The sequence below is a fragment of the Streptomyces pactum genome, from assembly GCF_016031615.1.
In the GTDB taxonomy this organism is placed as follows: Bacteria; Actinomycetota; Actinomycetes; order Streptomycetales; family Streptomycetaceae; genus Streptomyces; species Streptomyces pactus.
Genome location: NZ_JACYXC010000001.1, coordinates 683,011 through 707,334 on the forward strand (window position 1 = coordinate 683,011; position 24,324 = coordinate 707,334).

Sequence of the window (24,324 nt, forward strand, 5' to 3'; positions counted from 1 at the left end):
ACGGCGGGGGCGGCGGACCGCCGGGGCCGGCCCCGCCCGGGACCCCCGGGCACGCCACCGGCACGCCGCGGGCGTTGCGGGGGGCGAAGGCGGCCCCAGGTGTGCCGGGCCCGTCCCTCCCCCGCGGGGAACCGCCCCGGGTCCCGCGGGGTGCGGCTCCGGAGCGGCCCGCCCGCGCGGGGCGGGCCGGTTCGTCGTCCCCGCGCCGCCCCGCGCGGGGGGGGCGGCCGGTTCAGTCGGCCCCGGGCGCCCCGGTGGCAGGTGCTCCGGTGGCAGGTGCTCCTGCGGCGCCCGACCCGGCGGTGCGCCGCTCGGCGGCGGGGAGCGCGGGGGCGTCCGGGCGGCGGAACATCCGGGTGGCGGTGATCTGGCCGTGCACCGGCTCGGCGTCCGCCGTCGGCTGCGGCAGCCCGGGCCGCAGGTGCTCCTCCACGCTGATGTACTTCAGCCCGGCCCGCAGGTCGGCGTCGTTCCGCAACCGGATGACCAGCGGGAACTCGGCCAGCGCCGTGGTGTCGAACAGGCCGGTGGTGTAGAGCAGCTGCACGCCGAGGGCGTCGGCGACCGCGCGCTGGAGCTCCAGCAGATAGGTGGCGTTGGCCCGGCCGATGGGGTTGTCCAGGAACAGCGTGCCGGCGTGCCGCTGCTTGTCCCGGCCGCGGTCGTTGCTGCGCAGCGCCGCCATGGTGCAGTACAGGGCGATGGCGGCGGTCAGCAGCTGGCCGCCGGAGAACACGTCGCCCATCTGCCCGACCGGCACCCGCTCGGCGCGCAGCACCGCGTCCGGCTTGAGGATCTCCACCGCCACGCCGCGCGGCTGGAGGGCGGCGTGCACCCCGCGCAGCAGCAGCGACATGCCGTCCCGGCGCAGGTCCGAGTTCTTCCGCACCGCGGACCGGGTGGCCTCGTCGATCACCTCGCCCAGGCGCTCGGTGAGCGTGGCCTGGTCGGGGTCGTCGAACCGGATGCGCAGGAACTCCTGGCCGGACCACTCGCCCAGGCCCTCGGGCAGCCGGGACAGGCGCTGGGCGGAGCGGAGCGTGGCCAGGCACGCCTCGACCAGGCCGCGCAGCCGGTCCACGATGCTGTCGCGGTTCCGCTCCAGCTGGGCCAGTTCGTCGGTGAGCACCCGCAGCCGGGGGGCGAACGCCTCTGCCCAGGCGGCGGCGTGGTCCGGGAGCGCGGCGGCGGGCAGCTCCCGGATCTGCTGGCGGGCGGGGGTGCGGACCTGCTCGTAACGGGTGGAGTTGGCGTGCCGGACGAGGACGTCGCTCGCCTCCCGCACCGCCGCCTCGGCGGCCGACAGGTCGGCGGCGCAACCGCGCAGGGAGCGCCGGGCTTCGGCGGCGGCCTGCCGGGCCTCGGCGAGTGTTCCGGTGTAGCTCTCCGGCCGGCCGTCCGGGCCGTCCGGCCCGCCGTCCTGGCCCGGGTGGTCGCGGAGCAGGTCGCGCAGCATGGCGGCGATCTCGTCGAAGCCTCCCGCGGCGTCCTCGGCGGCGCGGTGGGCGCGCAGCAGGTCGGCGTGGGCGGTGCGGGCCCCCTCCAGCGCGTCGGTGCGGGCGGCGAGTTCGGTGTTGGCGCCGCGCAGCAGCTCCTTGGCCCGGTCGGCGTCGGTGGGCACCAGCTCGTCGGGGAGTTCGGTGTGCGCCTCGCCGTCGGCGGGCGCCAGCCGTTCGGCCTCGCCGCGGAGCCGGCCGAGCTGTTCGCTCGCCGCCGAGGCGCGGGTCTCCAGCATCGTCACCAGCGCCTCGGCGCGGGCGGCGGCAGCCTGCCGGGACGGTCCGTCGGCGCCGTCGGGGCCCTCCAGCAGTTGGGCGGCGCGGGTGCGGACCTTGTTGGTGAGCCGGTCCAGGGCGGCCAGGGCGGCGGACTCGTCGCTCTCGGCGCGGGCCTGTTCGGCGCGCAGGTCGGCGCCGACGCCGACCTTCTCGTACAGCTGGGAGGCGGCGCGGTAGGCCTCGCGGAGGGCGGGCAGCGAGGTGTCCGGCGGGGTGTCCGCGGCCTCCTCGTCCAGGTCGTCCGGGACGCCGGCGATCTCGGCGCGCTCGGCGCGCAGGGCGCGCGCGGTGCGGTGCGCGTCGTCGGCGGCGCGCTGGGCGGCGCGTCGGTCCTCGTCGGCGGCGCGGGCGCGGTCGACGCAGGCCGCGGCCCGCTCCTCCCACTCGGCGGCCTCGTCGGCGAGCTCCCGGGCGCGGGCCTGCCACGCGGCGCGCTCGCGCAGCCGGTGGGCGAGGCCGGCGAGGGCGTCGGCGGTCCGGCGGGCCCGCTGGGCGGCCTCCTGGCGCTCGTCGCGGACCCGGGCCGCCTCGGCGGCGCTCTCCTCGGCCTCGGCGTGGGCGGTGCGGGCCTCGGTGAGCCGCTGCTGGGCGGCCTCGGCCTCGGTGCGGGCCCGTTCGGCGGCGGCGGCCAGTTCGGCGAGGCGGCCGGGCGGGCAGCTCTGCCGCCAGGCGGCGAGCCGGGCGGCCAGGGCCCGGTCGCCGGAGAGCCGGGCGGCCAGGGCGCGGATCTCCTCGTCCCGGGCGGCGGCCCGCCGGCGCAGCGCCTGCCGTTCGTCGTCGGCGGCCCGCTCGTCGTGCATGGCCGGGTTCGGCGGCACCAGGAAGACGCCGGTGTCGTCGCCGCCCGGGGGCGGGGTGGGGGCCAGCAGTGCCGCGGCGGTGCCGACAGCGACGGCGGAGCGGGGCAGCAGCGAGGCGCCGGCGAGCACCTCCCGGGCCCGGGCGTGGGTGTCGGGGTCGGTGATGACGACGCCGTCCACCAGCTCCGGGCGGGCGGCGAGCACCGTGGCGTGGTCGGCCGGGTCCACGGCCTGGGCGAGGTAGCGCCAGCCGGGGAGCGCGGGGATGCCGTGCTCGCCGAGGTACTCGACCGCGGCGAGCACGTCGGGCTTGGGCGGCAGCAGGCCGCCGTCGCCGAGCGCGCCGAGGATGCGGGAGTCCTCGGCGGCGGCGGTGCGCAGGTCGAACAGCTGGCGTTCGGCGGCCGCGACGCCGTTGTCCAGCAGCTCGTACAGGGCGTCGGCGTTGCGGTCCAGCTCCTCGGCGGTGAGTGGGCCGTCGGTGGGCGGGCGGTGGCCGGCGCGGGCGGCCGGCGCGGTGCCGGCGCCCGGTTCCGCGCCGCGCGGGGCGGGCACGGTGGCGGCGGGCGGCTGCGGCAGGCCCAGCAGCTCCACCAGGCGCTGCTCGCCGCCGAGTGCCTGTGCCGCGCGCAGTTCCGCCTGGTACGCGGAGTCGGCGGCCCGGGCCGCGTCGGCGGCGCGGGCCGCGGCCAGTTCGGCGCGGGACTGCTCGGCGGCGGCCTCCCGGGCCCGTTCGCCGGTGACTCGGGCGGCCTCCCGGGCGCTGTCCCAGGCGGCGACCGCGGTCTTCTCGGCGTCGCTGGCGGCGAGCGCGGCGCGGGCCGGGTCGGCGTCCGGGGCGGAGTCGTCCAGCCAGCCGGCCCGTACCGCCTCGGCGGTCTCCTGCTCGACCTCGGCGAGCCGCTGGCGCAGGTGCTCGGCCTCGCTGCGGGCGCGCTGGGCGGCGGTGGCGGCGGCGGTGGCGTCGCGGTGCGCGGACTCCCCGGTCTGCTGGAGGGCGGCGGAGCGCTCCTCCTCCTCGGCGGCGAGGCGTTCGCCGGCCGCGGCGGCCGCGTGCAGCGCGCGGACCAGGTCGGCCGCGGCCCTGGCGCGGGCGGCCAGGGCGGGGGCGGCGTCGCGTTCGGCCTCCCGGATGGCGGCGGCGACGCGGGCCGAGCGGTCGGCGGCGGCACGGTGCCGCAGCACCGTCTCGGCGGCCTGCCAGGCGGAGTGCAGGGTGCGGGCGTCGTTGAGTTCGCGGCGCTGGGCGGCGGCGCCCTTCTCGGCGGCGGCCAGCGCCAGCGAGGCGTGCCGGTAGGCGAGTTCGGCGGCGATCAGGGCGGCGTGGCCGCGCGCCTGTTCGGCGTCGGTGACGGCGTGCGCGGCGGTGGCGACGGACGCGGCCAGTTCGGCGGCGCGGGCGCGCTCCTCGGCACCGCGGGCGGAGAGCCGGCGGGCCAGGGCGCGGGTGCGGCGCTCGGCGCCGGCGTGCACGTCGCGGGCCTGCTCGCGGCGGTCCGCGGCCTCGCCGATCCGGGTGAGCAGGTCCAGCGAGCCGGCGGTGAAGTCGCGTTCGGCGGTGAGTTCGGCGCGGCGGCCGAGTTTGTGGGCGAAGCCGTGCACCAGGTCGGCGAGGCCGTCGGTGTCCCGGGTGTCGGTGACCGCGCGCAGCAGCAGGTCGGTGAAGTCGGAGTCGTTCTTGACCGCGAAGAGGCCGGCCGCCTCGCCCTCGTCGGCGTTCATCTCCCGCTGGTAGCGGAAGAGTTCGGGGTCCAGGCCGAGTTCGCCCAGGTGCTCGTTCCACCGCTCGTGGATCTCCACCCAGACCACGTCCAGGTGCGGGTACGCCTTGCCGGCCTCGGTGAGGGCGTCGCGGAAGCCCTTCATGGTGCGGCGGCGGCCGCGGGCGCCGGATACGCCCTCGGCCGGCGGGCGCACGGCGGTGGACTCGGCGACCGGGAGCGAGTCCAGGCTCAGTCCGGGGCCGGGCCGGAAGGAGTACCAGGCCTCGGCAAACTTCCTGGGGTCGTTGGAGACCTGGCGTCCGCGCCACTCGCTGACCTTGCCGACCACCACGGTCTCGCCGGTGACGGTGTGCTGCCACTCCAGCGCCACGTGCCCGCAGTCGTCGGCGAGGAGGAACTTGCGGAGCACGCCGGAGCTGGCGCCGCCCAGGGTGTTGCGGTGACCGGGCAGCATCACCGAGAAGATCAGTTTCAGCAGGACGGACTTGCCGCCGCCGTTCTCCAGGAAGAGGACCCCGGCGGGCGCCGGCCGGCGCGGCGGTCCGACCGGTTCCTCCTCGAAGAACTCCGCCTGCGCGGGCGCCGGGCTGGGTACCGGATCGCCGACCCCGCGCAGGTCCAGCACGGTGTCGGCGTAGCGCGCACCGGCCGGCCCGATGGAGTAGAGGCGGACCCGGGACAGCTCGTACATGGCGGCGGACTCTCGTTGTCGTGACGGTGGGGGAACGGTGCGGCGAACGGGGCTCGCCGCACCCGGGCGGTGGCGGGCCGGACCGCGGTGATCGGGTGCCGGACGGCCGGGGTCAGGAGTGGAACGGCAGGCCGGCGTCGGCGACCAGGTCCAGGTCGTCGGAGTCGTCGGGGGGCAGCAGGGTGGCGCTGCCGTCGCCGACCGGCACCACGCCCAGCTCCAGCAGCTCGGCCATGGCGGCGCCGCCGGCCATGTCGCGGACCTGGAGCTGGTAGCGGGCGGTGGTGCGGTACGTGCCGCCCGCGTCGTCGCCGGTGCGCTGGAGGAAGCCGGAGTCCACCAGGAAGGCGACGGCCTTGCCGATGATGCCGGTGGTGGAACCGGCGAGCCGGCGCGCGTCCTTGGTGGCGCCGGTGGCGCTGCGGCGGGCGTAGACCCGCCACGCCGCCTCCAGGCCGGGGGCGCCGGTGGCGGGGTCGGTGTTCTCGCCCTGCTCGGCGGCGCGTTCCTCCAGCCGCCGGCACGCCTGCCGGACGAAGGCGTCGACGCCGTTGACGGTGATCCGGCCGATGTAGCCGTCGTCGGCGAGGTCCTCGGGGCGCGGGAAGGCCATCGCGGCGATCGCCAGGTGGGCCAGGCCGTGCAGGAACCGGTCGGCGGAGTCGGTGGCGGCGCGGCGCGCGTAGTCGCCCATCCGGACGGCGAAGACGGAGTCCTCGGCGGCGGTGACGGCCATGCCGGCCCGGGTGGAGACCTCCAGCACCACCAGGCCCAGGCCGGCGGCGACGGCGTCGGCGAGCCGGGCGAAGGCGGGGTCGTCGCGGTGGCGCCGGAGCAGTTCGGCGTACTCCGCGTCGCGGGCGGGGAGCAGTTTGGGCTGCAGCCCGAAGGCGACCAGGCGCGCGGCGTCGGCCGCGTCGGCAGGGGGTGACGGGCGCGCCCGCGAGGGGCCAGGGGCGGACGCGGCGGGGGCCGCCTCCGGTGCGGCCACGTCGTCGGCGTCGTACTCGGTCACAGGGTGGAACTCCTTGCGGGGAACGGGCTGGTGGGCGGCGGGGGCCACCGGGCGGCGGCGCGGCGCCGCGGGACCGCCGGTCGGCCGGTCACGGCAGGGGGGCACGGCGCGGGCGCCGCGGGCGGGCGGCCGGTGCCGGTCCGGGGCGCGCGGCGGTGCGCCGGTCCCCGGGCCGCACCGGGGTCCGGTGTGCGGCGGCGGCCCGGCGGGGTGCCAGGGGCGGGGCCGGAGTGCCGTGGTCCGGCGAGGGTGCCGGGGCGCGGTGCACGGCCGTGGGGGGACGTGCGGCCCGGGCGGGGTGTACGCCCCCGGGGACGTGGCGTACGGCCGGGGGCGGGGCGGCGGGGTGCGGGTCACGCCGCCTCCGTACGGTCGGCCGCCATGCCCGCCGCGTCCAGCAGCGCGGTGCCCACGATGAGGTCGGCGCCGCCGAACTCGGGGTCGTCCAGCTCGGTGCCGTCGTCCACGGCGAACAGCAGCCGCTGCTCGCCCTGCCGGTAGGCGGTGCCGACCGGCGGGCTGGCGGCGTGCACCGCGAGCAGGGCGACCAGGTAGGGCAGTTCGGGGTCGGTGCGGCGGGCCTCGACGAGCAGCCCGGAGAGGCGGCGCGGCGCGTCCGGCGGCAGGTCGAGCAGGTCCATGGCGGCGGCGAGCTGTTCCTCGCTGAACCGGCTGTCGTCCGGGGTGGCGATCAGGTCCGGCTCGGGCATCTCGGCGCCCAGGTGCTCGCGTTCCGCCGGTGGCGTGAGCAGCATCTCCACCAGGTCACCGACGCGGACCGCGACCGGGGTGCGCAGGCCGGTGCCCCGGGCGAAGAAGGCGTCGGTGACCCGGGTGGCCCGCTCCACCGGCATCGGCAGCACCGGGGCGACCAGCTGTCCGTACAGGTCGATCCCGGCGCGGGCGGCGGGGGTGGCGAACGCCTGCCGGTCCTGCTCGGCCCGGAACAGCGGGCCGGCCTCCAGCAGCCTCGACTGGAGCTGGGTGTGGCGCCGGATGCAGTCCTTGACGATGTCCACCAGCTCGGCCGCGCGCCGCTTGTGCTCCGGGTCGCCGCCGGAGGCGGCCTCGTCCCGGACCCGGCGGATGTTGGTGAGGATGGCGTTCTCGTGGCGGTAGCGCTCGGCGACGTGGTCCAGCGCCTCGGCGATCATGTCGGGTACCGCGCTCAGCCAGTCCACGGCGCGGACGTTGCGGCGGGTGGCGTCGAGTGTCCGGCGCAGCGTCTCGGAGTACTGGACGGTCCGGTACCGGGCCTGCTCGGCGGCGAGCTGGGCATCGGCCAGGCGCCCCCGGCTGATGAGCACCTCCAGCTTCACCTCGGCCGCGATCTGGGCGCTGGTGACGTCCGTGTCCAGCGCCCCGACCAGGACGTTGACCGCCTCGTCGGTGGTGCGCAGGTAGACCGTGCCGCCGGGCCCGGGCACCTCCTCGACGAGCTTGAAGTCGTAGTCCCGGCGGACGTACACGCCCTCGGCGTCGAAGGTGCCGTACACGGCCCGGAAGCCGCGGTCCACGCTGCCCACGTTGATCAGGTTCTCCAGCACCCAGCGGGCCACCCGCTCGTGCTCGGCGGCGGGGCGCTGCGGTGCCTGGGCCGCGACCCGGGGCAGCAGCCGGGTCACTATCTGCTCGTGGTCGGCGCCGGTGTCGAAGTCCATGTTGAGGGTGATCAGGTCGATGGCGGCGAGGGCGACCTCGGCCATCGCGTAGATCCCGTACTCCCCCGCGAGGTTCGCCTTGCGGGCGTCCAGGTCGTGCAGCGGAGCGGTGCACGCCAGCGCGCGCAGCCGCCGGGCCAGGCCCTCGTCGGCTGCCGGGCCGGGCGCGGGGCGGGCCACCCCGCTCAGCTGGGGCGCAGCCGCCCCGGGAGGTACAGAAGTCACGTCGCACAGCGTAGGCGGTCGCACCGACAACGGACGAAACGGCACGGCTGGGCGGCGGGCGCGGAGGCCGCCGGGCAGCGGCGCCCGGCCGGGCTTCGGAGACCGGGCGCGGGGCCGGGCCCGGGGAGGGCGGACAGGGGCGGAGGCGCCGGGGGCGCCAGGGCCTTCGGTGGCCGAGGGACCCCCGGACCGGGCGGCTCGGCGACCGCCGGGCGGAGTGCCCGGGCCGGGCGGGCCGTCAGTGGGTGGTCCCGCCGACCGCCCGGATGTCCTCGGTCCGGGTCGCGGCGGTGACGGCGACGGCGCGGAGCCCGGCGGCGACCGCGGCGGGCGGCAGCGCGGGCGCACCGCGGTCCAGCACCTGCTCCGGCGCGTAGGGGACGTGGACGAACCCGCCGCGCAACCCCGGCCGCTCGGTGGCGGCCAGGTGCATCAGGCCGTAGAAGACGTGGTTGCAGACGAAGGTACCGGCGGTGTGCGAGACGGAGGCGGGTACGCCGGCCGCCCGGGCCGCGGCGACGCACGCCTTGACGGGGAGGGTGGCGAAGTAGGCGGCGGGCGCGCCGGGGACGACCGGCCGGTCGAGCGGACGGGCGCCCGCGTTGTCCGGGATCCGGGCGTCGTCCAGGTTGATCGCGACCCGCTCCACGGTGAGGTCGGGGCGGCCGCCGGCCTGGCCGGTACAGACCACCACGTCCGGGTCGGTGGCCTCCACGGCGGCCCGCAGCGCGGTCAGCGCGTCGCCGAAGACGCAGGGCAGTTCGGCGGTGGCGAAGGTGAGTCCGGCCGGCGGGTCCTGGGCCGCCAGTCGTACCGCCTCCCAGGAGGGATTGGTCCGCTCGCCGCCGAAGGGCTCGAATCCGGTCAGCAGTATCCGTGTCATGAGCTTCCGCCTCGCAGCGTGGTCGGGTATGGGAATACGGGGTGTCGGGGGTCGGGGGTCGGGGGTCGGGTGGGCGCCGGCCACCGGTTCGCGGACGTGCGGAGGGGGCATCCGGGCGGCACCGGGTGCGGGGTCGTGGGCGCCCGGACCGGCGGTCGGGCGGGTGGTACGCGACCGGTGCCGGGTGCCACGGGCGGTTGACGCCGCGAGCGGGGGGCTCCCGATCCGGTGACACCGCGGGCGGTGGGCGCCGCCGGACGGGCCGTCGGCCGCTGTCGTACCCGCGGACCCCGGCCGGAAGTGACCTGGCCGGAAGTGACCCCCGGCCGGGTGGCCCGACCGCCCGGGTCCCGCGGAACCCCGGGCGGGCGCCGCTCCCCGGCGGCCCCGGCGGACCGGGCCCTCCCGGCGCCTCCGCCGGCCCCCGGCGTCAGAATGCGACGAGCGCCATGATCACGATGTTGCAGCCGAGCAGCACCGCTGCGGTGGGCAGTTGCGCCTTGATCGGCCCGTACTGGTCCTTCAGCTCCAGCAGCGCGGCCGGGACGATGTTGAAGTTCGCCGCCATCGGGGTGGCCAGCGTGCCGCAGAACCCGGCGAGCATGCCGATGGCGAGCACCGCGGCCGGATCGCCGTTCATCTGCTCGACCAGGACCGGCCAGCCGATCGCGGCGGTCATCACCGGGAAGGCGGCGAACGCGTTGCCCATGATCATGGTGAACAGGGCCATGCCCACGCAGTACGCGATGACGGCCAGGTAGCGGGAGTCCTCCGGCAGCGCCTTCGTGGTCAGTTCGCCGACCTCGGTGCCCACGCCGGCGACGGAGAAGATGCTGCCGAGCGTGGCGAGCAGCTGCGGCAGCAGCATCGCCCAGCCCATCGCCTCCAGCATCGAGCGGCCGGCGTGCACCGGGGTGCTCAGCCGCCGCTCGCGGAGCAGCACCATGCCGACGCCCAGGGCGACGACGGCTCCGATACCCAGGCCCAGGATGGTCTCGCTGCCCTTCTGCAGGATCGGTTCGCCGCCGATGGACAGCTCCTTGACACCCACCGCGCAGACCATGGCCACGACCGGGATGGTGAGGGCCGGGATGAACAGCCGGTTGCCCAGGCGGGCGGCGCTGCGCACCCGTTCCTCGGTGCTGGTGGTGCGCACCTCGCCGCGCCCGGTGAAGCCGAATCCGGCGAGGGCGGCCATGGTGAGGACGGCGACACCCAGCGGTTCGGCCGGGGCCCGCTTCTCCACCACCCAGGAGCTGTAGACGAACCCGGCGCCGATCAGCCCCCAGAACGCGGCGCTGCCGACGCGCTTGGGGTTGGTGCGGTCGCGCAGCATCTGGGCGGCCATCACCAGGAAGACGGCCCCCACGAGCCAGAAGAACCACTCCGCCTTGATCATGCCGCGGCCTCCGTGGCGTCGCGGCCCGGTGCGGTGGCACCGCGGCCGAACTCCTGCTCCAGCTGCCGGTCCAGGCGCAGCAGCCGCCAGCCGTGCACCGCCAGGGCGCACACGGCGGTGGGAATGGCCCACAGGGCGAGGTGGAGGGGTTCCAGGTGGGTCTGGTACGTGGTGTTGACGAAGCCGGTGATGAGCAGGATGGATCCGACGGCGAGGAAGACGTCCTCGCCGAAGAAGAGTCCGACGTTGTCGGCGCTGGCGGAGAAGGACCTGATCTTCTCCCGGGCCTTGTCGGGCAGCGGCCCGTGGCGGCGTTCGGCGGCGCCCTCCGCCATGGGGGCGACGAGCGGCCGGACCGTCTGGGCGGGACCGCCGACGCTCACCAGGCCGAGGGCGGCCGTCACCTGGCGCAGCGCCAGGTACAGGGCGAGGAAGCGCCCGGTGGTGAGCTTGGCGAACCGGCCGATGAGGGTCCGGGCCTGTTCCTGGAGGCCGTGGCGTTCCAGGAGGCCGATGACGGGCAGGGTGATGGCGAAGATCGTCACGGCCCGGCTGGAGGCGAAGCCGTTGCCGAAGGCGGCCAGCACCTCGCGCGGCGAGAGACCGCCGAGGAGTCCGGTGACGATTCCTGCCACCCCTACCACCAGCAGAGGGTTGCGTCTCGTGGCGAAGCCGATGACGACCACGAGCACGCCGAGGAGAACGATCATGCGTCCGCCTTCCGCGTGGGACCCCGTAAGGGGCGAGGGAGGATTCACCGGAGGCTAGGGGATTGTTCAACGATCCGACAAGAGGTTGATCCTTGATCCATCTCCGGGGTATGCCGAACGCCCCCGGACACCCCGGTCGCCCGGGTGGCCCCGGACGCCCCCGGGGCCGGCCGGGCGTCACGGCCCGGGCCGCCCGGCTCCCGTACTCCGGACCCGGCCCCTCGCATCCGGGCACCGCCACCCGCGCACCACGCCGGACACCCGCCGCGCCCGGCACCGCCTCCGGATGCGGCACCCGAGCACCCGCTCGCGGCCCCGCGCCCGCCGCCGGGGCACCGCCCCCCGCATCCCCCGCCGCCTCAGCCGCACACCGGGCACCGGGCCGGCCCCGGCGTCGCACGTGTCCCGGCGCACCCGTCTCAGCCCTGCGGCAGCCGCTCCGCGTAGGCGCCCGACAGCTGCCGCCTGGAGTCGTCCAGGTAGGACGCGAGCAACTCCTCCGCCTGCGCCTTCTCCCCGTCCTGCAGCGCCTCCAGGATCTGGCGGTTGCGGGTGAGGTACGGCGCGTGGAACCGCCGCGGGTCCGCCATCACGTGGAAGACCAGCCGCAGTTCGGCGAGCACCCCGCGCATCAGCTCGTCGGTGCGCGGGCTCCCGGCGAGCGCGACGATCGCCTGGTGGAAGCGGATGTTCGCGGTGGACAGCTCCTGCCACTCGCGGTCCCGGGCGGCCCGCTCGCCGGCGATCACCGCCGCTTCCACCGCCTCCAGCGGGTACGGGGGCTCGCCCAGGCTCCGTACCGCGGCGCGTTCGACCAGTTCCCGCACCCGGTAGATGTCGGCGAGGTCGGCCATGGTGACCACCCGGACGAAGACCCCGCGGTTGAGTTCGTGGACCAGCAACCGCTCGTGCGTGAGCAGCCGGAACGCCTCCCGCAAGGTGTTGCGGGAGACCCCGAGGGCGCCCTTGATGCTGTCCTCGGAGAGCCTGGTCCCGGGCGGGAAGAAGCCCTCGGTGATCCGGTCGCGCAGAATGTCCGCCACCCGCTCGGCGGTGCTGGTCCGGCCCAGCAGCGCCCGGTCCGTCTCCAGCCCGGTCACTGACACCGCTGTCGCTTCGGCGAGTCGCCGGTCGGTCCCGCTGGCCACACCCGTCTCCCTCACTGCGCGCCCCGCAGGGCGGTTTCCCTGTCCGCCGCCCGGTCCGTGACGCGCGGGCGGCGTCCGCAGTCAAACCCAGAAGGGGATGCGGGACAACACGCATCTTGTCGGATCGTTCAACGATCCCTTACGGTGAGCCCGGCCACTCGCTCACGGCACCGCGGCATTGCCACGACCGCGCGTGGTGGCCCGCGCGCCGGGGGGCTGCCGTGCGCGCCGGGCGCGGCGGTGGACGCCCGGACCGCACGGCCGGCCGTCTCCCCGGGCCGCGCCGGCCGCGGCCGCGAGCCGCGCCCGCCGGCCGCGCGCCTGCCCCGCACACCACGCCCATCGCCCCACCGCACACGCCGCACAGCACAGCACCGCACGCACCGCACCGCACCGCACCGCACCGAGGACCGCACGCCCGAACGGACGGATCATGACCGACACCGCACCGGAATTGTCGATCGACCTCAACGCCGACCTCGGTGAGGGGTTCGGCCGCTGGCAGCTCACCGACGACGAGGCCCTGCTGTCGGTGGTCACCAGCGCCAACGTGGCCTGCGGCTTCCACGGCGGCGACCCGAGCACCATGCGCCGCGTCTGCGAACTCGCCGCGGTGCGGGGGGTGGTCATCGGCGCCCAGGTCTCCTACCGCGACCTGGCCGGGTTCGGGCGGCGGGCGATGGACGTACCGCCGGGGGAACTCGCCGACGAGGTGGCCTACCAGATCGGCGCCCTGGAGATCTTCGCCCGGGCGGCCGGGGCCCGGGTGGCCTACGTCAAACCGCACGGCGCGCTGTACAACCGCTGCGTGCACGACGAGACCCAGGCGGCCGCGGTGATCGAGGGGGTGCGGACGGCCGGGAACCCCGGTCTGCCGGTGCTCGGACTCCCCGGTTCACAGCTCCACCGGGCGGCGCGGGCGGCCGGACTCCCCACGGTCACCGAGGCCTTCGCGGACCGGGCCTACACCGCCGCCGGAACCCTGGTGCCCCGCACCTCGCCCGGCGCCCTGATCAGCGACCCGGAGGCGGTGCTGCGGCGCTCGGTGGCCATCGCCCGCGACGCCACGGTCACCTCGATCGACGGGCAGCCGCTCGCGGTCCGGGTGCGTTCGCTGTGCGTGCACGGGGACACGCCGGGGGCCGCCGCGCTGGCCCGCCGGATACGCGCCGGGCTGGACGGGGCCGGCGTACGCGTGGCGGCCTTCGCATGAGCGCCCCGGCAGCCCGGCCGGCCGCGGGACGGTCCGCCGCCGGCGCGGTACGGGTGCTCCCGGTGGGCGACCACGCCCTGCTGCTGGAGACCGACGGCGGCGAGGCGGCCCAGGCGCTGCACGCCGAGATCCTCCGCCGGTCGTCCGCCGGCGAACTGCCGCCGGTGCGCGAGATCGTGCCCGCCGCGCGGACCGTGCTCCTCGACGGCCTCGCCGACCCGGCGCGGCTCGCCGCCGAACTGCCGCACTGGCACATCCCGCCGCTCCCCGCCGAGCAGGGCACCACGGTCGAGGTGCCGGTCCGCTACGACGGCCCCGACCTGGCCGAGGTGGCGGCGGTGTGGGGAGTGGCCCCCGAGGAGGTCGGCGCGATCCACGCGGCCGCCGAGTACCGGGTCGCGTTCTGTGGTTTCGCGCCGGGCTTCGGCTACCTGACCGGGCTGCCCGAGCACCGCCGGGTGCCGCGCCGGGCCACCCCGCGGACCGCGGTGCCGGCCGGCGCGGTGGCGCTGGCCGGTCCGTACACCGGTGTCTACCCGCGCTCCTCCCCCGGCGGCTGGCAGCTGATCGGGACCGCCGAGGCCGAGCTGTGGAACCCCCGCCGGGAGCCGGCGGCGCTCTTCGCCCCCGGCACCCGGGTGCGTTTCGTCCCGCTGCCGGCGGAAGGTCCGGGGTCCGGCGCCGAACGCCGGTCCCGCACTGCCGTGCCCGGCCCGGCCGCCCCGGACCGGCCCCGCACCGGCCGTTCCGGCGCCGTACGGACCCTCACCCGGCGGACCGGGACCGGACCGGACGGAACCGGACAGGGGGCGGCCGGTCCCGCCGACCGCGCCACCGCGGGCACCGGCCGGGACACCACGGGCACCGGCCGCACCACCACGGGGGCGGACCGGTGACCGGCGACGGCTTCTCGGTGGTACGGGCCGGCGCCCTCACCACCGTCCAGGACCTGGGCCGGCCCGGCCACGCGCATCTGGGCGTGCCCCGCTCCGGGGCGCTGGACCTCGACGCGCACCGGCTGGCCAACCGGCTGGTCGGCAACCCGGAGACCGCCGCCACCCTGGAGACCACGCTGACCGGCTGCGCGGTGCGGGTGCACCGGGCCGTCTGGGCGGCGGTCACCGGGGCGGCCTGCGCGGTCACCGTCGCGGGCCGGCCGGCCGCATGGGGCGCCCCGCTGCGGGTGCCGTCCGGGGCGGTGCTGGAGGTCGGCCCGGCCCGCCACGGCGTCCGCTCCTACCTGGCGTTCGGCGGCGGTGTGGCGGCCGGGCCGGAGCTGGGCAGCCGTGCCACCGACCTGCTCTCCGGGCTGGGCCCGGACCCGCTGGCCGACGGGCAGGTGGTCCCCCTGGGCCCGCCGGCCGGTCCGCCCGCCGCGACGGACGCGGTCGCCCGGACCGGGTTCGCCCCCGAGCTGGTGCTGCCGGTCCGCCTCGGGCCGCGGCACGACTGGTTCACCCCCGCGGCGATCCGCACCCTGGCCGGCGCCTACCGGGTGTCCGCGGCGAGCAACCGGATCGGGATGCGGACCGAGGGACCGGCGCTGGAGCGGGCCGTGCCGGGTGAACTCCCCAGCGAGGGCATGGTGCTGGGGGCGCTCCAGGTGCCGCCGGACGGCCGGCCGGTGCTCTTCCTCGCCGACCACCCCACCACCGGCGGCTACCCGGTGGTGGGCGTCGTCCCCGAGCCGTACCTGTCCGCCGCCGCCCAGGCCACGCCCGGCACCCCGGTGCGGTTCGTACCGCGCGGAGCCCGGTCGGCCGCCACCTGACACGCCGTCACACCCCAGGCGGTGAACGGCACTTTGGCGCGCCCTGGCCGCCGGGGGCCGCCGCCGCGGCCGGGGCGGCGCACCGCCCGCGCACGCGGTGGGTGCTCAGCAGGCCGGCGGCCCGTATCCGCCGCCGCCCGGGGTGCGGACCACCAGTACGTCCCCCGGCCCGACGCGGGTGGTGTCGCGGCCGGCGAGGTGCTGGACGGTGCCGTCGGCCCGCTCGACGAGGTTCTCCCCGCGTTCGCCCGGCAGCCCGCCGGCCATGCCGTAGGGCGGCACCCGCCGGTGGCCGGTGAGCAGCGCCACGGTCATCGGCTCCAGGAAGCGCAGCCGGCGGGTGACGCCGCGGCCGCCGTGCCAGCGCCCGGGGCCGCCGCTGCCGTCCCGTACCGAGAAGTCCTCCACCCGGACCGGGTACCGCCACTCCAGCACCTCGGGGTCGGTCAGCCGGGAGTTGGTCATGTGCGTCTGGACCGCGTCCGCGCCGTGGAACCCCTCCCCGGCACCCGATCCGCCGGCCACCGTCTCGTAGTACTGCACCCGGTCGTCGCCGAACGAGACGTTGTTCATCGTCCCGGACCCCTCCGCCTGCACGCCGAGCGCCGCGTAGAGCGCGCCGGTGATCGCCTGCGAGGTCTCCACGTTGCCCGCCACGGTGGCGGCCGGGTACTCCGGGGCGAGCATGGAGCCAGCCGGAACCAGGACCCGCAGCGGTTCCAGGCAGCCGCTGTTGAGGGGGATGTCGTCGTCGATGAGGGTGCGGAAGACGTAGAGCACGGCGGCCAGGACGACCGACCGGGGGGCGTTGGAGTTGTCCGGCCGCTGCGCGGAGGTGCCGTGGAAGTCCAGGACCGCGCCGCGCCGGTCCCGGTCCACGCGGACCGCGACCCGGATCACCGCGCCGCTGTCGGTCTCGTAGCGGTACGCGCCGTCCCGCAGCGCGGCGACGGCGCGGCGCACCGACCCGGCCGCGTTCTCCCATACGTGCCGCATGTAGGCGCGGACCACCTCCGGGCCGTACTTCCCGATCAGCGCGCGCACCTCCGCGGCGCCCTTCTCGTTGGCGGCGATCTGGGCGCGCAGGTCGGCGAGGTTGGCGTCCGGTGCGCGGGACGGGTGGGGGCCGGCGGTGAGCAGGTCGCGGGTCTCCCGTTCGCGCATCCGGCCGTCGCGGACCAGCAGCCAGTCGTCGAAGAGCACGCCCTCCTCCGCCACGGTGCGGCTGAAGGCGGGCATCGAGCCGGGGGTGATGCCGCCGATCTCGGCGTGGTGCCCGCGGGAGGCGACCAGGAACCGCGGCCGGTCGCCGGCCGCCGGCGCGGTGTCGAACACCGGGGTGACCACGGTGACGTCGGGCAGGTGGGTGCCCCCGTGGTACGGGTCGTTGACGGCGTGGACGTCGCCCGGCCGCAGGGTGCCGCGGTTGCGGCGCAGCACCTCCTTGACGCACTCGCCCATGGATCCCAGGTGCACCGGGATGTGCGGGGCGTTGGCGACCAGGTTGCCCTCGTCGTCGAAGAGGGCGCAGGAGAAGTCGAGGCGCTCCTTGATGTTGACCGAGTGCGCGGTGTTCTCCAGCCGCGCCCCCATCTGCTCGGCGATCGCGGTGAAGAGGCTGTTGAAGACCTCCAGCAGCACCGGGTCGGCCGCGGTGCCGGCGGCGGCGGTCCGCGGCCGGGGCCGGGCCCGGGTGAGCAGCAGGTGACCCCGGTCGCCGACGGCCGCGCGCCAGCCGGGATCGACCACCGTGGTGGCGTCGTCCTCGGTGATGATCAGCGGGCCGGTGAGGGTGTCGCCCGGGCGCAGCGCGGTCCGCCGGTACAGCGGTACCGGCCGCCACCGGCCGGCGGTGTACATCCGTACCCCGGCCTCCGGGGCCGGCGGGCCGGACCGGACCGGCGGGGCGGGGGTGTGGCCGCCGGCGCCCCCGGCGGCGCCGGTGGACTCCACCGCCACCGCCTCGACGATCAGCGGTTTGTCCATGGTGAACGAGTAGCGGGCGCGGTGCGCGCGGATGAACGCCTCGCGCATCGCGGGCAGGGTGTCCAGCGGGACCGGGATCGCGGTGTCGGTGCCCGCGTACCGCAGGTGCGCCCGGGCGGTGGTGGTGACGGTCCGTCCGGGCACGCCGTCGGCGGCGAGTTCCGCGCGGGTGCGGGCGGCCAGCCGGTCGCGGACGTGCTCCAGCTGCGGCAGTGCGGCACCGGTCAGCTCACGCTCCACCGCCTCCTCGCGCAGGGCGGCGGCGTCGGCGACCCCGATGCCGTACGCGGAGAGCACCCCGGCCAGCGGCGGCACGATCACCGTGCCGATGCCCAGGGCGTCGGCGACCGCGCAGGCGTGCTGGCCGCCGGCGCCGCCGAAGCTGGTCAGCGCGTGCCGGGTGACGTCGTGCCCGCGCTGGACGGAGATGGTGCGGACCGCGTTGGCCGTGTTGAGCACCGCGATGTCCAGGAAGCCCGCGGCCACCTCCTCGGGGCCGCGGCGGTCGCCGGTGGCGGTGGCGATCTCCGCGGCCAGGCCGGCGAAGCGGGCCCGGACCACGTCCACGTCCAGGGGCTGGTCGCCGTGCGGTCCGAAGACGGCCGGGAAGTGGCCGGGCTGGATGCGGCCGAGCATCACCTGGGCGTCGGTGACGGTGAGCGGCCCGCCGCGCCGGTAGCAGGCGGGCCCGGGGACCGCGCCGGCGGACCGGGGGCCGACCCGGTAGCGGCCGCCGTCGAAGCGCAGCACCGAGCCGCCGCCCGCGGCCACCGTGTGGATGCGCATCATCGGGGCGCGCATCCGCACCCCCGCCACCCGGGTGACCAGCTCCCGTTCGAACTCCCCGGCGTAGTGCGAGACGTCGGTGGAGGTGCCTCCCATGTCGAAGCCGATGACCCGGTCGTACCCGGCCTCCGCGGAGGTCCGCGCCATCCCCACCACGCCGCCGGCCGGACCGGAGAGCACCGCGTCCTTGCCACGGAGGTGCGCCGCCTCCCGCAGTCCGCCGTTGGACTGCATGAACATCAGCCGGACCCCGGGCAGCTCCCGGGTGACACCGGCCACGTAGCGGCGCAGCACCGGCGAGAGGTAGGCGTCCACGACGGTGGTGTCGCCGCGCGGTATCAGCTTCATCAGCGGGCTGACCTCGTGCGAGCAGCTCACCTGGGTGTAGCCGAGGGCGCGTGCGGCCTCGCCCACCGCCCGTTCGTGGGCCGGGTACCGGTAGCCGTGCAGGAAGACCACGGCCGCGCTGCGGAAGCCCTCGCGGTGGGCGGCGCGCAGCGCGCCGGTGGCGGCCTCCAGGTCGAGCGGGCGGACCTCCTCGCCGTGCGCGCCGAGCCGCTCGGGGATCTCCACCACCTTCTCGTACAGCGCCTCCGGGAGGAGGATGTGCCGGTCGAACAGGCGGGGACGGTCCTGGTAGGCGATGCGCAGCGCGTCCCGGAAGCCCGCGGTGATCACCAGGACGGTGGGCTCGCCCGCCCGCTCCAGCAGCGCGTTGGTGGCGACGGTGGTGCCCATCCGCACCACCGAGATCCGGTCGGCCGGAACCTGCTCCCCCGGGGCCAGACCCAGGGTGGCGCGGATGCCGGCGACCGCGGCGTCCTGGCGCCGGCCGGGGTCGTGGGAGAGGAGTTTGCGGGTGGTCAGCCGGCCGTCCGGGGCCCGGCCGATGACGTCGGTGAAGGTGCCGCCACGGTCGATCCAGAACTCCCAGCGTCCGGTCGCCACCCGGTCATTGTCCCAGCTTCCCCCGCCCCGGGCCGCCGGAACGGCGGCGGCCCGGGGCGGGGCTGAGATGGCGGGGGTCCGGCTACGGCGCTTCGCCCCGCGCGACGAGGCCCGGGCACGCCGCGGGCCGGGAGTACGGCGGGAGGGCGGGGCCGGGGGTACGGCGCGGGCACGGCGGGAGAGGTCCGCCCCGAACGGCGCGGGCCGGACCGGGCAGGGTCACCACGCGAACGGGAACGGCCGGGCCGGAGAGGTCACCGCCCGGACGACGGGGGCCGCGGCGGGCAGCTCACGCCCGGAGGGCCGGCAAGGCCCGCACCGGGCAGGTCATCACCCGAACGGGAACGCCCGAACCGGAGAAATCACCACCCGAACGGGGACGGCGGACCGGTCAGGTCACCACCCCAACGGGGACCGGACCCTCCCGCCGCCGGGCGCGCGCCCGGGCCGCGGCGCCGTCAGCCCACCGGGTCGGGCCCGATCCGGCTGCGTACCGCGGTCTGCACCTCGGCCTCCTCGGCCGGGTCGGTGGCGAGCCTGCGCAGCCGGTCCACCACCCGGGTGTCGGCGGTGGCGGCGTGCCGGGCGGCCAGTTCCCGGGTGGTCTCCTCGCAGTCCCACAGGCACTCGACGGCGAAGCCGGCGGCGAAGGAGGGGTCGGTGGCGGCCAGCGCGCGGGCCGCGAGGCCGCGCAGCTGCGAGGAGGCGGTCTCCCGGTAGATGTGGCGCAGCACCGGCGCCGCGCAGCCGATGGCGAGCCGGCCGGCGCCCTCCACCAGCGCCCACAGGGCCGGCGCGTCGGGGCCGGCGCCGCGCACCGTGCGGCGCAGCGCGGCGAGGACCGGGCCGGAGTCGTACTGGCCGCCGCGGCAGGCGAGCATCGTCGCGGCGGCGTCGCCGAGGGCGTCGGGACGCTGGGCCCACAGCCGGGCCCGGTCCAGCGCGGTGACGCTGCGCATCCGGCCGAACGCGGCGAGCGCGGAGGAGACGACCAGTTCGGTGGCGTCGGGGTCGGTGACGGCGGCCTCGATGAGGTCGAGCACGTCCGGGTCGCCGGTCTCGGCGAGGTGGCGCAGCGCGGCGGCGCGCGCGGCGTCCGGTCCGGACGCGGCGGCGGCGAGGAGTTCGGGCCGGTCCTCGGGACCGGCCACCGCGGCCAGGCAGCGGGCGGCGGCGTCGTGGCGGCGCACTCCGGGCAGGACGTCCTGGTCACCCTGGGCCCAGCGGAGCACGTCGCGCACGCTCCAGCCGGGGCGCGGCCCGGACGGGGTGAGCTGGCGCTGCCAGCGGTCGAAGGCGCCGCGCTCCTGGGCGGCGCGGACCCGGGCGCCGTGCCGGGGGTCGTCGGCCCACAGCCGCCAGGGGCGCGGCTCGTAGGCGCCGCGGACGGCCGCGGCCAGTTCGGCGTCGCCCTCGGGGGTCCGCGGGAACCGGTCCAGCACCGGGCCGGCCAGGGCGCGCAGCGACGCGTCGTCGTCGCGCAGGGCCAGCTCGTCCAGGGCCCAGGCCCAGTTGCTGCCGGTGGCGGCGTACCGGCGCAGCAGCGCCAGGGCGTCGGCGCGGCCGTAGGAGGCGAGGTGGCCGAGGACGGCGAGGGCGAGGCCGGTGCGCTCCTCGGCGGTGTCGAGGAGGTCGTCGGGGTGGAACAGATGCTGTTCGACGGCGCCCAGGTCGCTGTCCAGGTCCAGGCAGAGCCGGGCGTAGTACAGGGAGCGGTTCTCCACCTGCCAGTCCCGGCGGGGGTCGTGCAGCACACAGTGGTGCAGTGCCGCGAGCGCCTCGGCCCGCGGCGCGGCGAGGGCGTGCAGGGTCCCGTCGCCGCGGCCTCTCTGCAGGAGGCCGAGCAGGGTGCCGCTGGGCGCTATGTCTGGATCGAACATGAGGTCAGCATCCGGTGCGGTGTGGTTCCTGGCAACGGGATTTCCGTCGCCCGGCATTCTTGCCGGTGACTCCCCGAGGTATGCCTGATGAACGGCATGAGCTGCGGGTTCCCAAGCGCCGCAGCCTACCGGAACAGAGCATTCCGTCGAGTTCGCCGCGAGTGCGCCTCAGGCAGGCCGATGGCACATGCCAGGAGCACCACCGTATCGGGTATCTCGGAATCCCTTACGGGACGTCGCAGGCTGTGCAAGAGTCGTTACGGTTCTTCCGTCAGACCTGGCCGCGCCGCGCCCGTATCGGAGTCGTCATGCCGTCCCCACGTTCCGCGGACCACCCTGCCGCCCAGGTGCCCGAGCGGGGCACGGTCGAGGCCCTCCTGGCACAGGCCAGACGGCTCCGGGGCGGCATCGAGGGGGTACGGCCGGACAGCGGCGAGGCGGACCTGGCGGCGCTGGACGACCCGGGGCTGCGCTGGCGGCGCGTGCTGTGCGACCTCGCGGTGCACCACCTGGACGATCTCGACCAGCAGCTCGGCCGGCTGCACGAGGAGCTGGCCGGCGGCCCGTCGACCGACGCACCGGCCGGCCCGGCCGTCCCGCCCGACGACGCGCGGCCCGCCGGGCGGAGCCGGATGGGCAGCGCCGAGTGGAACTTCCTCACCGACGAGGTGGTCTGGTCCGACGAGCTGTGCCGGATCTTCGGCCGGGACCCCGGGGAGGGCGGGCTGTCACTGGACGAGCTGCCCGGCTGGCTCCTCCCCGACGACCAGCACGTCCTCACCGGACTGGTCACCGACTGCCTGGTGGACGGCAAGCCGCTGGACGGCGAGTTCCGGATCCGGCGCGCCGACGGCGGGATCCGCACCCTGCGGATGGTGGGCGAGCCGGTGCTCGACGCGGACGGCGCCACCGCCTCCATGTGGGCGGTGCTGCACGACGTGAGCGAGCTGCGGCGCACCCAGCGGGCGGCCGGTGAGAGCTACGACGCGGTGCGCCACCAGCGGCAGGCCGCCCGCACCGAGCAGCGGATCGCGGTGCAGCTCCAGGAGGCGGTGCTGCCGCCGTGGCGCGGTCCGCTGTGCCCGGGCCCCGGCACCCCGGCCGGCGTGGAGCTGGCCGCGCACCACCTGCCGGCCGCGGCCGGCGCGCCGATCGGCGGCGGCTGGTACGACGCCCTGCCGCTGGCCGGCGGGAGGACGCTGCTGACCGTCGGCGACCTCACCGGCCACGGGGTGGCCGCCGCCACCGGGATGGCCCTGGTACTCGGCGCGCTGCGCGGCATGGCGGTGGCCGGGCTGGCCCCCGGTCCCCTGCTGGGCGGGCTCAACCAGCTGCTGGACACCTCCGCCCAGCCCGCCCTGGGCAGCGCCGTGTGCGCGATCTACGACCCGGAGACCCGCACCCTGGACTGGGCGCAGGCCGGCCACCCCGCCCCGCTGCTGTTCCGTGACGGGACGGGGCGTGCCCTCGGCGCGCCGGACGGCGTGCTGCTCGGCGCCACCTCCGGCGCGGTGTACGGCCAGGCGCGCGAGGAGCTGCACCCCGGTGACGTCCTGGTGCTGCACACCGACGGGCTGGCGCCCCGCGACACCGGCCCGGATCCGGCCCCGGGCGCCGGTCCGGCGCCGCGCCGGCTGCTGGAGCTGGCCCCCCGGTTCGCCCGGGCCCGCACCGCGCAGGAGTGCGTACGCGTCCTGGTCGAGGCGTTCGGCGGGCGGGAGCGGGAGGACGACGCCTGTCTGCTCGTGGTCCGGATTCCGGCATGACGGGCCCGGCCGGCAACGCACCCGCCGCCGGACACACCACCGTGACCGCGCGCCACCGTGACCGGAACGGCCGGCCCTGCCGGAGCTGCCACCGTGACCGGACCCGCCGCCGCGGCCGGTGGTGCCGTCCCGGCTCCGGGGCCACGGGGCCGGACGACCCGGTGGGCCTCGGTGTGCCGGTGTGCCGTCACGGCCGGGTGGACCGTGACCGCCGAATGGGCCGTGGCCGCCGGGTGCGTCCCGGGGCCGGACGTCCGCACGGGCCCGGCCGCGCCCCGTCCCGTACCCCGTCGCGTGGGCCGGCTGCCGGCCCGCGGAGCGCGCCGCGCGGGTGACGGTCACCCGTTCCGGGGATGCGTTCGTCCCCGTCCGGGCACGGCGGTACACACGGCCGGGTGAACCCTTGCCCGGGCCGTCCCGCACGGCCGGTGCCGGCCAGGGGGCCGCGAGCGGGGCCGCCGGCCGGTCAGACCGCCGCGCCCCCGGCCGTCCCGCGCCCCTTGGGCAGGGCCTGCTGGATCTCCTCACGCAGTTCCTTGATCCTCGGGTAGCCGGAGTACTGGGCGGTGAGCCGGTACATCTCCCGCAGCCGGTCCCAGGTGCGGTGCGAGGAGTTGCTGCCGATGGACAGCAGGGCCATCCGCGCGTACCGGTCCGCCTGCTCGGGGTCGTCGCCGATGAAGCACGCCGAGGCGATGGAGATGTGGTCGAAGATCTGTGAGCGCTCACGTCCGCCCTCCCGCATGCGCAGCGCCTCCTTCGCGTGCTTCTGCGCGATCCCCGCGGCGGCCGGCTCGTGCTCGGCCAGGGTGCGGTAGACGAGCCCCTCCATCCCGTGCAGGTCCGCCTCGTTGAACAGCTGCATCCAGCTCGGCGGCGGTACGTCGCCCTTGTCGGAGACGAACAGGTCCTCGGCCTCACCCAGGGTGCGGCGCACCGCCTGGCCGCGTCCCATCGACGCCTGCGCCCACGCCTCGATGGTGGCGAACATCGCCCGGGTGCGCGGCAGGGTCTGGTCGCCGGCACCGGACTTCGCCAGGTTCATCAGATCGAGTGCCTCGTCGGGACGGCCCAGGTGCACCATCTGCCGGGCGGCCCGGGACAGCGCCTCACCGGCCCGCGGCCGGTCGCCGCCCTCCCGCGCCGCGTGGGCGGCGATCACGAAGTACTTCTGGGCCGTCGGCTCCAGCCCCACGTCGTGGGACATCCAGCCGGCCAGCACCGCCAGGTTGGCCGCCACCCCCCACAGCCGGCGCTGCAGGTGATCGGGGTGGCGGAAGGCGAGCATGCCACCCACCTCGTTCAACTGGCCGACCACCGCCTTGCGTTGCAGACCTCCGCCACGGGAGGCGTCCCAGGCGCGGAAGACCTCCACCGAGCGCTCCAGGGCGTCGATCTCCTGGGAGCCCACCGGGGCCGCCTCGTAGCGGTCGAAACCGGCCTGGGTGGCGTGGAGGGGGTCGTCGAGACGGGGGGCGTCGGAAGCGAGGGCCGGATCGGTGTGCAGCCAGTCGTGCATCGCGCCGCTGAGTGCTGAGCCTGCGGCGAGCGCCGCGCCGGCGCCCACCAGACCGCGTCGGTTGAACATAAGGTCCATTCCCGTGAATTCGGTGAGGACCGCGGCCACACGATCGGGCGCCCAGGGCAGTCCGTCGTCGGACCTGCCCCTGCCCACACGCCCTGATCGTCCGAATCCGAGGTCCTCGGTGGTCACAACACGACCGAGACGCTCGGTGAACAGGGCGGCCAAGACCTTCGGCACCGGATCGCGCGGCGTCTCGCCGGTCTCGATCCAGCGCCGGACCCGGGAGGTGTCGGTCGCCAGCTGCGGATGGCCCATGGCCGCCGCCTTGCGGTTCACGAGTCTCGCGAGCTCGCCCTTGGACCATCCGGCCAGGCCGAACAGGTCGGCAAGTCGGGTGTTGGGTTCCCTCGTCACG

At 76.8% G+C, this 24,324-nt stretch carries 13 protein-coding genes and 1 pseudogene; 4 read left to right on the top strand and 10 right to left on the bottom strand.

Annotated features, from left to right (window positions below; genetic code table 11):
- Window positions 1-232 precede the first annotated feature (232 nt).
- From IHE55_RS02730 to IHE55_RS02760, 7 genes are all read right to left on the bottom strand, one after another.
- The gene (locus tag IHE55_RS02730) at window positions 233-4,993 is read right to left on the bottom strand and encodes a hypothetical protein (RefSeq protein ID WP_232265429.1); all 4,761 of its coding nucleotides are present in this window, start codon (window positions 4,991-4,993) and stop codon (window positions 233-235) included.
- 112 nt (window positions 4,994-5,105) lie between these two features.
- Window positions 5,106-5,984: a hypothetical protein gene (locus tag IHE55_RS02735; RefSeq protein WP_372442747.1), complete on the bottom strand. Its 879-nt coding sequence runs from the start codon at window positions 5,982-5,984 to the stop codon at window positions 5,106-5,108.
- 377 nt (window positions 5,985-6,361) lie between these two features.
- Window positions 6,362-7,894: a hypothetical protein gene (locus IHE55_RS02740; protein ID WP_197987547.1), complete on the bottom strand. Its 1,533-nt coding sequence runs from the start codon at window positions 7,892-7,894 to the stop codon at window positions 6,362-6,364.
- Window positions 7,895-8,132: 238 nt separating this feature from the next.
- Entirely contained in the window at window positions 8,133-8,777 is a 645-nt protein-coding gene (gene pcp, locus IHE55_RS02745) for a pyroglutamyl-peptidase I (protein ID WP_197987548.1), read from the bottom strand.
- Window positions 8,778-9,207: 430 nt separating this feature from the next.
- Window positions 9,208-10,176: a DUF979 domain-containing protein gene (locus IHE55_RS02750; RefSeq protein WP_197987549.1), complete on the bottom strand. Its 969-nt coding sequence runs from the start codon at window positions 10,174-10,176 to the stop codon at window positions 9,208-9,210.
- Window positions 10,173-10,886 carry a DUF969 domain-containing protein gene (locus IHE55_RS02755; protein ID WP_197987550.1) on the bottom strand — a complete coding sequence of 238 codons (714 nt, stop codon included), beginning with the start codon at window positions 10,884-10,886 and terminating at the stop codon, window positions 10,173-10,175. Before IHE55_RS02755 ends, IHE55_RS02750 begins: the two co-directional genes overlap by 4 nt.
- 419 nt (window positions 10,887-11,305) lie before the next feature.
- Window positions 11,306-12,034, bottom strand: a complete 729-nt coding sequence (locus IHE55_RS02760; RefSeq protein ID WP_197987551.1) for a GntR family transcriptional regulator — start codon at window positions 12,032-12,034, stop codon at window positions 11,306-11,308.
- 433 nt (window positions 12,035-12,467) lie between these two features.
- Here IHE55_RS02760 and IHE55_RS02765 point away from each other — a divergent pair, with 433 nt between their 5' ends.
- The 3 genes and pseudogenes from IHE55_RS02765 (at window position 12,468) to IHE55_RS02775 (ending at window position 15,018) form a co-directional block, all read left to right on the top strand.
- Complete coding sequence (locus tag IHE55_RS02765) at window positions 12,468-13,247, top strand: LamB/YcsF family protein (RefSeq protein ID WP_197987552.1); 780 nt, start codon at window positions 12,468-12,470, stop codon at window positions 13,245-13,247.
- A pseudogene (locus IHE55_RS02770) lies at window positions 13,244-13,912 on the top strand (5-oxoprolinase subunit B family protein); the annotation flags it as partial. The gene IHE55_RS02765 and the pseudogene IHE55_RS02770, both read left to right, overlap by 4 nt.
- Before the next feature lie 227 nt (window positions 13,913-14,139).
- On the top strand, window positions 14,140-15,018 hold the full coding sequence (locus tag IHE55_RS02775) for a 5-oxoprolinase subunit C family protein (RefSeq protein WP_197987554.1): 879 nt from the start codon (window positions 14,140-14,142) through the stop codon (window positions 15,016-15,018).
- Window positions 15,019-15,123: 105 nt separating this feature from the next.
- On the opposite strand, the gene IHE55_RS02780 is transcribed toward IHE55_RS02775, so the two are convergent.
- Both IHE55_RS02780 and IHE55_RS02785 read right to left on the bottom strand, forming a co-directional pair.
- A complete protein-coding gene (locus IHE55_RS02780) occupies window positions 15,124-18,738 on the bottom strand; it encodes a hydantoinase B/oxoprolinase family protein (protein WP_197987555.1) in 3,615 nt (1,204 codons plus the stop codon).
- Between the two features lie 458 nt (window positions 18,739-19,196).
- A complete protein-coding gene (locus IHE55_RS02785; protein ID WP_197987556.1) occupies window positions 19,197-20,618 on the bottom strand; it encodes a HEAT repeat domain-containing protein in 1,422 nt (473 codons plus the stop codon).
- Between the two features lie 308 nt (window positions 20,619-20,926).
- Here IHE55_RS02785 and IHE55_RS02790 point away from each other — a divergent pair, with 308 nt between their 5' ends.
- The gene (locus IHE55_RS02790) at window positions 20,927-22,384 is read left to right on the top strand and encodes a SpoIIE family protein phosphatase (protein ID WP_197987557.1); all 1,458 of its coding nucleotides are present in this window, start codon (window positions 20,927-20,929) and stop codon (window positions 22,382-22,384) included.
- A 466-nt stretch (window positions 22,385-22,850) separates the two neighbouring features.
- On the opposite strand, the gene IHE55_RS02795 is transcribed toward IHE55_RS02790, so the two are convergent.
- Window positions 22,851-24,323, bottom strand: a complete 1,473-nt coding sequence (locus tag IHE55_RS02795) for a DNA-binding protein NsdB (RefSeq protein ID WP_197987558.1) — start codon at window positions 24,321-24,323, stop codon at window positions 22,851-22,853.
- Between the last annotated feature and the right edge of the window lies 1 nt (window position 24,324).